The following is a 13,120-nucleotide window of genomic DNA, read 5'->3' on the forward strand; positions in this document are numbered from 1 at the left end:
GACCAGACTGGCAGAGGCGACACGAAGGGGGTGCCCCATTCCCGCCAGAGCACGTTCCCGTGGCCGAGGTACCAAGTCCGTCGGCGGCCGGCCGGGCCACAAGGGCATCTCGATCGAGCGGATCGTCGACGTCGCTATCCAGATCCTGGAGGACCGGGGTTACGAAGGGCTGACGACGGCCGAAGTGGCACGGCGGCTGAGCATTTCCCAGCCCACCCTGTACAGCCATGTCGCCAACTTGAACGAGATCCGGTCGCTGGCGGCCATCCGCGGAATGGGCGAGCTGAGCGATCGGGTCAGGAAAGCGGTCCACGGACGGGAAGGCGACGACGCGTTCCGTGCGATGGCCTACGCATACCGGGGCTTCGTTCAGGACCACCCTTCCCTGTACATGTTGCAGCAGCGCGCGCCATCCACTCCGGAGTTCTGGGAGGCCGCTGACCAGGCCGCGCGCGCCGTCCGGGATGTGCTGCGAAGTTACGGCCTGCGCGAGGAGCAGGTTCCGCATGTCCATTTGGTGTTCCGGACGTCGGTGCATGGGTTCGTCGACCAGGAGATCAACAACGCCATCCCGGACGTACCGGACCCGGACACCAGTTTCGACCTGTTCCTGCGCTTCCTCACCGATGGCATCAAGCAGTTGGTCGCGGAAGCCGGCAGCCCTCGCGGTTGAGCTCGCGGCCGAGCGTGCGGAGCACGGCGTCGCGGATCTGTGGCGCCCGCGGGAGATAGGCGTCCTCCGCCACGGGACTGACCGCGATGGGCTCGAACGGTGCGGCAACGCGTTCAATCGGGGCGTCGAGGTGGTCGAAGGCCGCGCGACCGGTGGCGGCGGCGATCTCGGCGCCGATCCCGCCATCGCGGACAGCTTCGTGGGCGATCACGAGCCGGCCGGTGCGCCGGACCGAGGCGACGATGGTGTCCAGGTCCAGCGGCACCAGCGTCCTCGGGTCGATCACCGTCACCTCGATGCCGTCCGCGGCCAGCGCGTCCGCGGCGTGCAGCGCCTCAGGTACCAGCCCAGAGAGCGCAACGACGGTGACGTCGCGTCCCGTGCGGAGCACGGCGGCCTGCCCGAGCGGTACGGGCTCGACCGTGTCGGGGACTTCTTCCGACCGGAAGTAGAGCGTCTTGTTCTCCACCATCACCACGGGATTCGGATCCGCGATGGCGCTGGCCAGTAGGCCTGCCGCGTCCACCGCTCGGCTCGGCATCACGACCTTCAGCCCAGGTACGTGGCACAGCCAGCTCTCCAGACTCTGTGAATGCTGTGCGCCTGCCCGCTGACCGGCGCCGCCTTGGGTGCGCAGCACGAGCGGCACCGACAGCTGCCCGCCGGACATGAAGTGCGCCTTGGCCGCCATGTTCGCGAGCTGATCGAGCGCGAGCGTGAGGAAATCGATGTACATGATCTCCAGCACGGGCCGAAGCCCCGACTGGGCGGCGCCGATCGCGATACCGCAGATCGCGGCCTCACTGATCGGGGTGTCGCGCACCCGGTCCTTGCCGAACTCGTCGACCAGCCCACGGGTGATGGTGAACGGACCACCGGCGGAGACGTCCTCGCCAAGGACGAACACCCGCTCGTCGTCCCGCATGGCTGTGGCCAGCGCGGTCCCGATCGCCCTGGCATAGGTCGTGCGTGTCATGCGGCGTACACCACCGACGATGCCAGTTCGGGGGTCGGCGGCGGACTCTGCCGCGCCCACGCCACTGCCTCGTCGACCGTGCTCGCCGCATCGTCCGAGGCCGTCTTTGCCTCGTCCTCACCGAACCACCCCCGAGCCAGCGCGGCGCTCTGCAGCCGGGCAATCGGGTCGCGCCGCTGCCACTCCTCCGACGACAGGGCCTCCCGGTAGCGATCCGGATCGCCCTCATAGTGGCCACGCAGCCGGTGGGTCAACGCCTCCAGCAGTGCCGGACCGCCTCCGTCTCGGGCCCGACGCAACATCTCGCCGAACTGGGCCCAGATCGCCTCCGCGTCATTCCCGTCGACCGTGGCTGCCGGAATCGCCCAGGGCGCCACCAAATCGCTCACCCGCTCCACCGTGGTATGTGCCGACCGTGGGGTGAACTCGGCGAATCCGTTGTTCTCGCACACCAGAATCACGGGCAACCGCCAGAGCACGGCGATGTTCACCGACTCCGCGAAGATCCCTGATTGCGCGGCGCCATCACCGAAGAACACCACTGCGACGGCGTCCTCGCCCCGCATCCGGGCCGCCAGAGCGCTGCCGAGTGCCAGCGGCAACGAACCGCCGACGACGCCGGTCGCGCCGAACATGCCATGCTCGGTGTCGACCAGATGCATCGAGCCGCCCAGCCCCTGGCACAGCCCACCGGCACGGCCCATCAACTCCGCCATGGTCTCGGGCAGCGCCGCGCCCTTGGCGATGACATGCCCGTGCGGCCGGTGCCCACTGTAGACGACATCGGTGTCGCGCAGCTGCCCGCACACGGCGGCCGCAACCGCCTCGCCGCCGATGCTCAGGTGTATCAGCCCCGGCACTTCGTCGGCCCGTTTGAGCTGGGCGAGGCGTTCCTCGAACGCGCGGATGCGCCACATGGTGATCAGTGTCTGGCGTGCTTGCTCAGGAGTCACATCGCACCGGCCTTCACCCCGGCCACCTGACGCACGGCGGCGGCGATCTTGCCCTCGTCGGGCAGCACGTACTCCTCCATCGGCTGCGAATAGGCCAGCGTCGTGTCCAGCGCGGTGACCTGCACCACGGGTGCGCGCAGCGACGACAGCCCGTGCTCGGCGACCTCACCGGCGATCACGGCCGACACCGAAGCGTGCCTGGTCGCCTGATCCACCAGGACCAACCGGCCGGTGCGCGCTACCGACGCCAGGATGGTCTCGACGTCCAGCGGCGCGATGGTGCGGGGGTCGATGACTTCGACGTCAATGCCCTCATCGGACAGGCGTTCAGCCGCGGCGAGTGCCCGGTGCACGGTCCAGCCGGTGGCCACGACGGTGACGTCCGATCCCGGGCGTTTGATGTCGGCCACCCCGAACGGGACCAGATACTCGCCTTCCGGGACGGGGCCTCGTTCCAGCAGGAGCAGGAAGTGGTGCAGGTACAGGACCGGGTTGTCGTCCCGAACCGCCGTCGCCATGAGGCCCTTGGCGTCGGCGGGCGTCGACGGAAGGGCCACCTTGAGGCCCGGAACGCCCATGACCATCCCGTAGGGCGCGCTGGTGTGCTGACCCGCCCACCCGGCGGCGAAGCCGTAGCCTGCTTTGATCACGATCGGCGCCCGCAGTTGTCCGCCGGTCATGTAGTGGACGCGATTGGCCTCGTTGACCACTTGGCCCATCGCCACGAGCAGGAACTCGGCCATGGTGGCGTCGACCACCGGCCGCTTTCCAGCCAGCGCAGCGCCGGTGGCCATGCCGATCTCGGCGGTTTCGGAGATCGGCGTGACCCGCACCCGTGCGGAGCCGAACTCCTTGAAGGACTCGTAGTGTTCCTCGCCGACGGTCTGCCCTATCAGCAGGACATCCTCGTCCCGCGTCATCTCCAGGTGCAGTGCTTCGTTCATCGCGGCCACGTACGGCAGTTCACGGGTCATGATCGGCTCCTTGTTCGACACGCTCAGGCGTAGACGTGGTTCAGCGCCGCGGCCGGCTCGGGCAACGGGCTGTTCAGTGCGAAGTCGACCGCGGCCTGCATCTCGGCCTGGGCCTCGTCGACAATGGCGCCTGCCTGGTCGCCGGTGAGTACTCCGGATTCGATCAGCCGCGCCCGGAACCGCGGGACGGGGTCGCCGCGTTTGGCGGCTTCGTACTCTTCGACAGCGCCGTAGATCGCCACCGCCTCGTGCTCGGGATAGTGCAGCGGCACGCCGGGCGGTGCGATCGAGTTGCCGTGCGCCGAAAGGCGGTAGACGAGACTCTCGATCAAGGTCGGGCCGTCGCCGGCCCGGGCCCGGGCCACCGCGTCCGCCACCGTCTGCTGGACGACGAGCGGGTCGCCACCGTCGATGGTGGTGCCGGGCATGCTGTACGCCTTCGCCTTGGTCGCCAACGGCTCCCCCGCAGCGGCGTTCGCATCCTCCTCCTCGGTACGCACGGTGACGCTGAAGCTGTTGTTCTCCATGATGAACACCACGGGCAGTCGCCACAGAGCCGCGACGTTCAGCGACTCGTGGAACGCACCTTGCTTCGTCGCTCCGTCACCGAAGAAGGTGAGAACGACGTCGCCGCGCCCCCGCAGCTGCGCCGCGTAGGCCGCGCCGGCGCCCTGTGGGATGTTCTGCGCCACGATCGCCGAGGTCCCCAGGAAGCCGCGGGCGATGTCCGCCAGGTGCATCGAGCCGCCGTATCCGCCGCAGATTCCGCCGACGCGGCCGTAGATCTCGGCCATCAACGCCGAGGTGTCGCTGCCCAGCGCTATCGGATAGCCGTGGCAGCGGTAGGTGGCGATGGCCTGGTCGCCGGGCCGCATCGCGGCGATCGAGCCGACGATGGACGCCTCGGCACCGTCGGCGAGATGGGTGTGACCGCGGATGACGCCGGGATGGTCGGTGAACGTGCGCTTGACGCGTTCCTCGAACTCACGGATTCGCACCATCTGGCGATACATCGTGATCTGATGGCCGGTGTCGAGGGTCATGGCTGTCCTCCTGGGGATCGGGTGGGGCGGGCAGTAGCAACTCGATCGGGCGTTCGATCCGTGCGACGATGCCGGCCAGGAACCGGGCTGCCTCCGCGCCGTCGACCACCCGGTGATCGCAGGACAGTGTGAGGGTCATGGTGGGAACGGCGCCCTCGGCACCGGACACGGTGCGGATCGCGCCGACAGCCAGGATCGCGGCTTGCGGGGGCACGATTACCGCTTGGAACTCCCGCACGCCGAACATGCCGAGGTTGGAGACGGTGAACGTCGCACCTGCCAGGTCCTCTGGCGTCGCCGTGCCACGGCGCGCGCGGTCGACGAGTTCCCGGCTCAACGAGGCAAGCGCGGTCGGCGCACGTAGGTCGGCGTCGGAAACGACAGGTACGATCAATCCATCCGTGGTCTCGACGGCGACCCCGATGTTGATCCGTGGATGCAGCACTACCCCGCCGTCGGCGGCCGAGGCGTTCAGTCGAGGAAAATCGCGGAGCGCTCGCGCGGCGGCACCGACCACCAGGTCGGTGACGGTGGGCACGGGGCCGGCGAGCTCCCCCAGTGTCGACCGCAGCCCGGTCAACGCAGCTGCCTGGGCGTCGGCCGTCAGCGAGAACGTCGGGATGGACGCGGCATCCGCGAGCCGACGCGCGGTCGCCTGCTGGATCCGGGTCAGCGGCACCACCTGTCTTGGGGACCCGACGTGGGGCCCTTCTTGCCGTGCCGCTCCGGCGGCCTCGACGTCGGTTCGGACGATACGCCCACCGGGGCCGGTGCCGGACACGGTCGCGAGGTCGACGCCGAGTTCTCGGGCACGTTTGCGCGCCAGCGGCGAGGCGACGTGCCGATGTCGAGGTGGCGGCGGAGCCGGCGCCAGGGCGCTCGCCGTGGACAGCGGTGCGGGCGGCTCAGAGCGCGGCGCGACAGGTGACGCGGCGGCCGGGACGGGTGCGGACGGTTCGCCACCCTCCGGTGCTCCGGCGCCCTGGCCCCCGTTGCCGAGGCGGGCGATGACCTCGCCTACCGCGGCCGAACCGCCCTCGGGCAGCACGATCTCCAGCACTCCCGCCGCATGCGCCGTCAACCCGACGACCGCCTTGTCAGTATCGATCTCGGCGATCTCGTCGCCGACGACGACGTCGGTGCCGGACGCGCACAGCCACCGGACGACCGTGCCCTCGGTCATCGACTCCGAGAGCCGGGGCATGCGTACCTCGGTGACCGCCACGTTCCCCTGCCTTCCGGTTCGCCGTCACTGGCATGGGCAAAGGTAGTTCAGCCGTCGTGGTCAGGCCATCGCTTCCGCGCCGGCTTTCCTGGTGTTGCGCGCACGGAGGTCTCGGGGCGACAGTCCGTACTGTCGTTTGAACGCCTGGGAGAAATGTGTCGCGTCGGAGAACCCCCAACGGAACGCGATCTCGGTGACCGAACCACCGCCGGGATCGGTGAGGTCCTCGTGGGAGCGGGCCAGCCGGTAGCGGCGGATCAGCGCGGCCACCGTCTCACCACTGTCCTGGAACGCCGCATGTAATGTGCGCGGTGATACGGCCACCGCTCGCGCGACGGCGCCGGGGGTCAAACCAGGATTCGTCAGGTTCGCTCGGATGCACCGCCGCGCTCTGGCCCGGAGTGCCTCACGGCGAGCCGCTCGCGCATCGGGCAGCGTGGGCTCGAGAACGGACCGCAGTAGCTCCAGGGCGACCTGACCCGCGGTGGTCCGCATGCGTTCATCCATGGTGGGCAGCTCGGCGACCACCGCGTCGACGTACCGGACGATCAGACCGGCCCCGGGCAAGCGGTCCAAGCTCGGCAGCCCGTCCAGGTCGGCAAGGCGCGGGCAGGTGGCGAGTAAGCGCTCGCGCGGAAACACGAGCGTTGTTTTCGCCAGCGGCTCCGGGACGTCGAGGTGCACCGGTTGATGTCCGTCCCACAGCTTCACGGAACCGGCGGAGTGGACGACGGTTGCGGCGTGCGCATGACGGACCCGTTCGATGCCGCTGCGCAGGATCTGCACCCCGACGCGCTCGGAGCCCGCCTCCCCGGCCAGGTCGCCGCCGCGTCGCCCGGCGAACGGCGTGCACTGGCAGTCCACCAGGTCCATACCCCCCAGCCGGGTCCGGGCCACGGTCCCCGCGAACGGGCTGCCGGCGGGCAGCCCGATGTCGAACGTGACGTGGGTGGCCGCCAGCGCGCGCTGCCATTCGTCGGCGGCCCGGCGCCCCGGCGACCGCCGTACGATCCACTGATCTTGCTGGTCGGTCTCCATTGGTGGTCTCCTTTCACGACCTGGATCGGTGCTGTTCCCTCGCGATCTGGTGACCGGCGCGAAGCTTCCTGGGAGTGAGCGCACAGGACGGTCCTCGCGGGGTGCGGCGTTCTACTGTGGAGCGCACGACTAGGTGAGGCGGTGGTGAATGCGCATTACTCAACTTGATCTGTGGCTCGTCACCGTGCCCCATCCCGAGCCGGTGACCTGGGCAGGCGTCGTCGAACGCGAGGCGCGGTCTGTGCTGCTGCGGGTGCGCACCGACGAGGACGCGATCGGTCTGGCACAGGCGCGACTGCACGCCGCGTGGACGGGTACCACCCCACGACTGACCGCGCAGACCTTGGACGAGCTCTACGCTCCGCTGCTGCGCGGAGTGGATCCGCTGGCTGCCGAACGAACGCGGGCGGCGATCGATCGTGTCCGCGGCTGGTCTCCGGCCAAAGCACTTCTCGACATCGCCTTGACCGATCTGCGTGCGCGGCATGCGGGTCTTGCGCTGCGGACCTACCTCGGTGGCTGGTCGGACGAGGCCACGGTCGCGGCCGTGGTCACGCGCGGACCGCGGAGACAGCGGCTCGACGAGCTCGCTCGCGCCGTGGCACGGCACGGCTTCACCGCGGTCAAGGTCAAGATCGGTACCCATGTTCGCGAGGACATCGCGGTGGTGCGCGACATCCGGGCTACGTTCGGTTCCGATCTGGACATTCGGGTGGATGCGAACTCGGAGTATACACTCGCCGAAGCCGTGTTCGTCGCCGATGCGCTCGCCGAACTCGGTGTCCTGCATTTCGAGGACCCATGTCCGCTTGAACCTCGGGAGGTACGTCGGGAGATCTTTCGGCAGTCGCGGGTTCCGGTGCTCGCCGACCGCGTCCTGGACTCGGTTGAGTCGGCCCGGCAGGTGATCGCCGATGGCGCGCGGGCACTGTCCATCAAGGCGCAACGCCTGGGGCTGCGAACGGCCGACCGGATTCGTCAGCTCTGTGAGGAGCACGCTGTCCCGGCGGTCGCGGGCCTCAGCGGAGAGTCCGCCATCGGTGCGCTCGCCGGCCTGCAGTTCCACGCCGCATTCCGGCACTTCGGTTCGATTCCCGCAGAGGAGAGCCGGTTCGCTTCGATGGCCCATGACGTCGTGACCGGGATTCCGGAGATCCACGGAGGGAAGGTCGTGTTGCCCGCGGCCGCGGGCCTTGGCGTCGACCTCGACGCCGAAGCGCTCGACCGATTCGGCGTTCGCTACCCGCTTTGAGCCCCTCACAGGACGGCCACCGCGTTCGCTGGTGAGCCCACCCCGCCGGGCAGGTTCAACGGCACGGACACGAACAGGAACTCGAAGCGGCCGAGTTCCCGGCACAGCCCCAGTAGTCGTTCGAAGGTGAACAACTCGCCCATCGGCATGCCGAGTAACGGCAGCAGGCGCCGATGCAGCGATCCGTCGTCCGGACGGCCTGGCGCAGTCTCGACCGCCGGGTTGTCCGCGGTGACCGCACTGACGCGCCAGTCCCAGAGCAGTTCGGCGACCGCGCTCGACCCGGCGAGGCCGGGCCATCGTCCCTGGCCGCGGACATGAGCACGTGCGGCGGGACCGCCGCGTTGGTACTCGGCCAACCACCCAGTCCGCACGCACAGTACGTCGCCCGGCAGGATCTCGGTTCCGGCCTGCGCGGCCGCGCGGATCAGCCTCTCGGCGCCGATCGTCTCGCCGCGTTCGGAGACGTCGAGCAGGACGCCGCGGCCGATGATCCCGGCCTGCGCCCAGTGGCCGATTCCCAGCCGGTCGTCATCGCCGAAGTCTCCCTGGTGGCCGGTGAAGAACCCGAACTCGCGGGCGCGGACGTGCCGGAAACCGTCCCACTGGGTGGAGCACTGGGGGAAGAAACCGTCGAGGCGGTCGTCCAGGCTATTGCGCGTGGGCGAGGTGATGGTGTGCTGGTACCGGTCTCTCCCGAACAGCGGTGGATCGGGCTGGTCGAGCGGCAGCGACAGGTTCACGACACGGTGCTCGGTCACCGTAGCAAAGCCCCGCCGGCGTGCCTCAGGAGTGAGCTGGCGCAGGCAGCCGAGATTGTCGCCGGCGGGAAAGACATTCCAGGCGTGCCGGTAGTCCCCTGCCTCGTCGATCAGTGGCAGCTCCCGGTACTTCGGCACGTCCATCAGTGCCTCCCGGCCGCGGCCACGTCGGCGATCATCCGGACACAGTCATCGGCGGCGAGCTGTCCCGGAAGGCGCAGGATGGGCCGGTCCACTCCCCCGCGCCGGAACGCGCCCGCCTGGCGGAGAACCTCGGCCGGGCTACCGTGGAGAGTTGTGTCGCCGAGCATCTCGTCGGTCACCGCGGCGCGGGCCCGGTCCCTCTCACCGGCGTCCCACAACTGGCAGATCCGTTCGGTCTCGGCACCGAAACCGTAGCCGTCGAACAGGCGGCGGTAGGCGGTACCGTTGGCGGCGACGTACCATGCCAGCGTCGCGCGAAGGGGGGCGACGTCTACGGGGTCGCCGCCGACCAGCCCGTAGATGTAGCCGGCGACAGCGGGGCGGCGACGGCCGGCGGCCTCGGCGGCGAGGTCCAGCGCCTGGAGATGGCCGCCGCGTCCGGACCGCGATGGCCAGATCGGCAGCCATCCATCCGCGTGAGCCGCCGTGACGTCCAGGGTGCGCCGACTGTGGCCGGCGACGTACAGCCGCAGCCGGGAGCGGTCCGCGGCGATGCCGAGTGGGTATCCGGCCAGCGAGAACACCTCTCCGTCGGCGGGAAGCTTGCCGGTGGTGAACGCGGTGTCGATGGCACGGACAGTCTCGCCCAGCCGCGTGACCGCGCGCTGGAACGGCACCCCGAGGTAGCGCTCCACCAGCGCTCGCCCACTGGTCCCCAGTCCCAGGTTCAGCGTGCGTGGGCCCATGAGCTCGAGGAGGCTCGCCGCGGCCTGAGCCAGCGTCGCCGGGGCACGGCTGAAGACGTTGACGATCCCGGTGCCCAGCGCTATCCGGCGCGTCGTGAGGGCAAGTTCGGTCAGGATGGAGAAGGCGTCCCGACCGATGCTCTCGGTCACCCAGAACGCGCCCATGCCGGCCTCCTCGGCGGCGCGCGCGATCTGGACGATCTCGCCGCGCTCGCGTTCCCGGCCACCGACAGCGATGTCGAGGTCGGCGACCGTGGTCCCCGCCGCGCGGGTCATCGCCCACCATCCGATCGCAGCAACAGGGCGTCGGCGATGTGCGTGTTCCCGCTGGAGTCGACGATCACGGGGTTGAGCTCCACGGTCTCGAACGCTGCCAGCTCACCGTCGACCACGTCGCGCGCCAGCGCTTCGCACAAGGAGTGCACGGCCGTCTCGGCGCCGTCCGGTAGCGTCTCGAGCACGGCCCGCAGCCCGGACCGGTCGAGCAAGGACGCCCACGATCCAGGGTGCCAGGGCAGCGCCACGCTGGCGCCCGTTCGCACCGCCTCGACAAGCGTGCCGCCGACCGCGAGGGTGAGGAAACCGACGCCCATACTCCACCTGGTGGCAGCCATCAATTCGAAGCCGGCCACCTGTTGTTCGATGAGGAGTCCCTCGAAACGGTCGGCGAACCCGTGGGCGCGGGCGCTGTTCTCGACATCCTCAGCCGCGCACCTGACCGCGGCACTGTCCGGTATCCCGAGCTTGACCAGACCGAGTCGCGCCTTGTGGGCCACCTCGCGGACCACACCCTTGACGACGTACGGTCCGTCGCCGGGCAGCTCGGCCGTCGCCAGGTCACCGCTGCTGGCGACCCGGACGCCGCGAACCACGGGAAACCCGCGAGCGGCCAGCATGGCCTTGGCCGTCGACTCGCTCATCCACTCGGTGTCGTCCGCGCGCGTGCCCGAGCGTTCCTGTCGAACGGGCTCGGCCCGGACATGTCGAGCCCTCCGCTGGAGGATGCCGAGGGCTTCCGTGGCCCGGCGCAGGCTCCGCACGAGCCCGAGCCGCGGCGCGGCCGCCACCGTGCGGCTCACCCAGTCGGTCACCGCCTGATCCCCGATCGGCGTGAGCACCACATGCCGTCCAGTGCGCTCCGATGCCTCGGCCAGCGACGAGATCAGGTCGCGGTGCATGCCGCGGTGGCCCTCCTCATCGGGGAACGTGATCGGCAGAACGCAGAGCCCACCTCCGACGTGCTCGTCGCGTAACAGTGCTTCGTACAGTCGTCGGCGTGCGGGACCGTCCAGCCCGCGCGATGCGGTGAGGTCCATCGGGTTGCCGATGTGTCCGGACGCGGAGACCACATCGCCGAGCAGTGTCGCCGATGCTGCGCTGAGCTGGGGCAGCGTCAGACCGGCGTCGGCGGCGAGGTCGGCTGTCAGGGTGGCTGCACCGCCGGAGGACGTGATCACCAATGGCCCCTGAGCCAACCCGCGGTCCTGCAGATGGCAGGCCGTCACCAGCGTTTCCACGTCCGGCACGCGGGCGACGCCGGTGTCGGCGCACACCGCGTCGAGAAGGTCATGATCCCCGGCGATGGACGCGGTGTGCGACAGCGCGATGTCCCGGGCGAGACGGCTGCGGCCGGCCGCCAGCAGCACGATCAGCGTGCCGTTGCCAGCGGCCCGCAAGGCGATGTCGCGGAATCGCGCGAGGTCACCGATTCCTTCCGCATAACAGGCAACCGTTCGAGTCCCGCTGTCGTCGACCGTCCACTCCAGCCAGTCGAGCAGATTCGTCACAGTGCCGTTGCCCACGGACACGACCGTGTTCACCCCGACCCCCTCGGCGACGAAGCCGTCGAGGATCCCGGAAATGAGGGCCCCGCTGTGGCTGATGATCGACACATGTCCGGGCTGGACACCAGCCGGTATGGGCTCACAGATGGGCACCAGCCCGCTAGCGAAGCATGCGACGCCGATTCCGTTGGGTCCGACCAGCTCGACGTCGAGACGGGCACACAACTCGGCCAGTTCCGCGGTGCGGGCTGCCCCGACGTCGTCGGCTCGTTCGACGTAGCCGTCGGCGATCAGCACCACCTTGCGGCAACCGCGACCGGCGAGCTGTTCGATGGCATCCGGGACCCGTGCCGGGGACACACCGAGGATGGCAAGGTCAGGATCGATCGGCACGCTCGCCACGTCCGGATAGACCTTCTGCCCCAGCAACGTGCCGCCGTCGCGGTGCACCGGCAGGACCTCTCCCTCGAAGCCGTACCCGGTCAGGTTCCTGATCGCCATGGTCGCGTAGAAGCTGCGTTCAGACGCGCCGACAACGGCGACCGCTCGAGAGTTGCGAAAAAAATCAGCAGAGGGCTTCATCAGACCGCCTTCGACTATCCAAACGTGGGCTAGGGCGTGTCCTGTAAATGATCTAGCTGCGGATGGGGTTTGATCTTGTCCGTGGTTGGTCGGGGTGAGTTGACGGATCGGGCCTGGGCGCGGATTGAGCCGCTGCTGCCGGCGGTGTCGGGGCCGGGGCGGCGGTGGCGGGATCACCGGCAGGTGATCAATGCGATTCTGTGGAAGCTTCGGACCGGCGCGCCCTGGCGTGATCTGCCCGAACGGTATGGGCCGTGGAAGACCGCCCATGAGCGGCTGCGGTTGTGGACCAAGGACGGTACCTGGCAGCGGATTCTGGACGAGGTGATCGTCAAAGACGACGCTGTCGGGGACGTGGAGTGGGTCATCAGTGTCGATTCCTCGGTGGTCCGGGCTCACCAGCATGCTGCGGGAGCCCGGAAAAAGGGGGCTGCACGTCCTCCGTCGAGGCGATCGCGGTCGACGGTGAAGGACTCGGACGTTCCCGCGGCGGATTGAGCACCAAGATCCACCTCGTGGTCGAGGGACGCGGGCTGCCCATGCGGGTTGTGCTCACCCCGGGGCAGGCTGGTGACAATCCACAATTGGTGCCGCTGCTGGACGGGATCCGGGTCGCTCGCACCGGGCCTGGTCGCCCGCGCCGCCGTCCCGAGGTGGTGATCGCGGACAAGGCCTATTCGCACCCCTCGACCCGCCGCGCCCTGCGGCAACGCCGGATCCGGTTCGTCAGCCCCGAACGCGACGACCAAATCGCCCGCCGCGCCGCGCACGGCTCACGGGGCGGACGCCCGCCCGCCTTCGACGCCGAGTTGTACAAGCAGCGCAACGTCGTCGAACGCTGCTTCAACCGGCTCAAACAGTTCCGCGACCTAGCCACCCGCTACGCCAAACGCGCCGCCTACTACCAGGCAGAACTCACCATCGCCGCCATCATCCTCTGGCTACGATGAATTACAGGACACGACCTAG

At 69.3% G+C, this 13,120-nt stretch carries 12 protein-coding genes; 3 read left to right on the forward strand and 9 right to left on the reverse strand.

What is annotated here, in order from left to right; translation table 11 throughout:
* Positions 1-121 precede the first annotated feature (121 nt).
* On the forward strand, positions 122-673 hold the full coding sequence (locus tag BAY60_RS38015; RefSeq protein ID WP_281272750.1) for a TetR/AcrR family transcriptional regulator: 552 nt from the start codon (positions 122-124) through the stop codon (positions 671-673).
* On the opposite strand, the gene BAY60_RS20600 is transcribed toward BAY60_RS38015, so the two are convergent.
* From BAY60_RS20600 to BAY60_RS20625, 6 genes are read right to left on the reverse strand one after another with little or no spacing between them, the layout of a single operon-like run.
* The gene (locus BAY60_RS20600) at positions 633-1,649 is read right to left on the reverse strand and encodes an alpha-ketoacid dehydrogenase subunit beta (RefSeq protein WP_112282689.1); all 1,017 of its coding nucleotides are present in this window, start codon (positions 1,647-1,649) and stop codon (positions 633-635) included. The genes BAY60_RS38015 and BAY60_RS20600 overlap by 41 nt on opposite strands.
* Positions 1,646-2,566 carry a thiamine pyrophosphate-dependent dehydrogenase E1 component subunit alpha gene (locus BAY60_RS20605; protein ID WP_112282690.1) on the reverse strand — a complete coding sequence of 307 codons (921 nt, stop codon included), beginning with the start codon at positions 2,564-2,566 and terminating at the stop codon, positions 1,646-1,648. The genes BAY60_RS20600 and BAY60_RS20605 overlap by 4 nt, the downstream gene beginning before the upstream one ends.
* Positions 2,567-2,598: 32 nt before the next feature.
* Positions 2,599-3,576 carry an alpha-ketoacid dehydrogenase subunit beta gene (locus BAY60_RS20610; RefSeq protein ID WP_112282691.1) on the reverse strand — a complete coding sequence of 326 codons (978 nt, stop codon included), beginning with the start codon at positions 3,574-3,576 and terminating at the stop codon, positions 2,599-2,601.
* A gap of 23 nt (positions 3,577-3,599) precedes the next feature.
* A complete protein-coding gene (locus tag BAY60_RS20615) occupies positions 3,600-4,619 on the reverse strand; it encodes a thiamine pyrophosphate-dependent dehydrogenase E1 component subunit alpha (protein ID WP_112282692.1) in 1,020 nt (339 codons plus the stop codon).
* Positions 4,561-5,844, reverse strand: a complete 1,284-nt coding sequence (locus BAY60_RS20620; protein WP_211330407.1) for a dihydrolipoamide acetyltransferase family protein — start codon at positions 5,842-5,844, stop codon at positions 4,561-4,563. Before BAY60_RS20620 ends, BAY60_RS20615 begins: the two co-directional genes overlap by 59 nt.
* 60 nt (positions 5,845-5,904) lie before the next feature.
* Positions 5,905-6,882, reverse strand: a complete 978-nt coding sequence (locus BAY60_RS20625) for a helix-turn-helix domain-containing protein (protein WP_112282693.1) — start codon at positions 6,880-6,882, stop codon at positions 5,905-5,907.
* A gap of 148 nt (positions 6,883-7,030) precedes the next feature.
* Here BAY60_RS20625 and BAY60_RS20630 point away from each other — a divergent pair, with 148 nt between their 5' ends.
* Positions 7,031-8,134 (forward strand): mandelate racemase/muconate lactonizing enzyme family protein, encoded by a 1,104-nt coding sequence (locus BAY60_RS20630; protein WP_112282694.1) that lies wholly within the window; start codon positions 7,031-7,033, stop codon positions 8,132-8,134.
* 5 nt (positions 8,135-8,139) lie between these two features.
* Here the strand turns inward: BAY60_RS20630 and BAY60_RS20635 are convergent, their stop codons facing one another.
* The 3 genes from BAY60_RS20635 to BAY60_RS20645 are packed head-to-tail and all read right to left on the reverse strand — an operon-like array spanning position 8,140 to position 12,151.
* Positions 8,140-9,039: a cyclase family protein gene (locus BAY60_RS20635; RefSeq protein WP_112282695.1), complete on the reverse strand. Its 900-nt coding sequence runs from the start codon at positions 9,037-9,039 to the stop codon at positions 8,140-8,142.
* Positions 9,039-10,061, reverse strand: a complete 1,023-nt coding sequence (locus tag BAY60_RS20640) for an LLM class flavin-dependent oxidoreductase (protein WP_112282696.1) — start codon at positions 10,059-10,061, stop codon at positions 9,039-9,041. Before BAY60_RS20640 ends, BAY60_RS20635 begins: the two co-directional genes overlap by 1 nt.
* Positions 10,058-12,151: an acetate--CoA ligase family protein gene (locus BAY60_RS20645; protein WP_112282697.1), complete on the reverse strand. Its 2,094-nt coding sequence runs from the start codon at positions 12,149-12,151 to the stop codon at positions 10,058-10,060. The genes BAY60_RS20640 and BAY60_RS20645 overlap by 4 nt, the downstream gene beginning before the upstream one ends.
* A gap of 81 nt (positions 12,152-12,232) precedes the next feature.
* Here BAY60_RS20645 and BAY60_RS20650 point away from each other — a divergent pair.
* A protein-coding gene (locus tag BAY60_RS20650) for an IS5 family transposase (protein ID WP_425466479.1) occupies positions 12,233-13,101 on the forward strand; the annotation gives its coding sequence in 2 pieces (ribosomal slippage) (positions 12,233-12,583 and positions 12,586-13,101; 867 coding nt in all).
* The last annotated feature ends 19 nt before the right edge of the window (positions 13,102-13,120 follow it).

The sequence above is a fragment of the Prauserella muralis genome, assembly GCF_003202285.1.
Classification (GTDB): Bacteria; Actinomycetota; Actinomycetes; order Mycobacteriales; family Pseudonocardiaceae; genus Prauserella_B; species Prauserella_B muralis.

What these genes read in the sequence shown, in the direction of transcription:
- BAY60_RS20600 (WP_112282689.1), bottom strand. Translation starts at nt 1,649, where the DNA reads ATGACACGCACGACCTATGCCAGGGCGATCGGGACCGCGCTGGCCACA.
- BAY60_RS20605 (WP_112282690.1), bottom strand. Translation starts at nt 2,566, where the DNA reads ATGTGGCGCATCCGCGCGTTCGAGGAACGCCTCGCCCAGCTCAAACGG.
- BAY60_RS20610 (WP_112282691.1), bottom strand. Translation starts at nt 3,576, where the DNA reads ATGACCCGTGAACTGCCGTACGTGGCCGCGATGAACGAAGCACTGCAC.
- BAY60_RS20615 (WP_112282692.1), bottom strand. Translation starts at nt 4,619, where the DNA reads ATGACCCTCGACACCGGCCATCAGATCACGATGTATCGCCAGATGGTG.
- BAY60_RS20625 (WP_112282693.1), bottom strand. Translation starts at nt 6,882, where the DNA reads ATGGAGACCGACCAGCAAGATCAGTGGATCGTACGGCGGTCGCCGGGG.
- BAY60_RS20630 (WP_112282694.1), top strand. Translation starts at nt 7,031, where the DNA reads ATGCGCATTACTCAACTTGATCTGTGGCTCGTCACCGTGCCCCATCCC.
- BAY60_RS20635 (WP_112282695.1), bottom strand. Translation starts at nt 9,039, where the DNA reads ATGGACGTGCCGAAGTACCGGGAGCTGCCACTGATCGACGAGGCAGGG.
- BAY60_RS20640 (WP_112282696.1), bottom strand. Translation starts at nt 10,061, where the DNA reads ATGACCCGCGCGGCGGGGACCACGGTCGCCGACCTCGACATCGCTGTC.
- BAY60_RS20645 (WP_112282697.1), bottom strand. Translation starts at nt 12,151, where the DNA reads ATGAAGCCCTCTGCTGATTTTTTTCGCAACTCTCGAGCGGTCGCCGTT.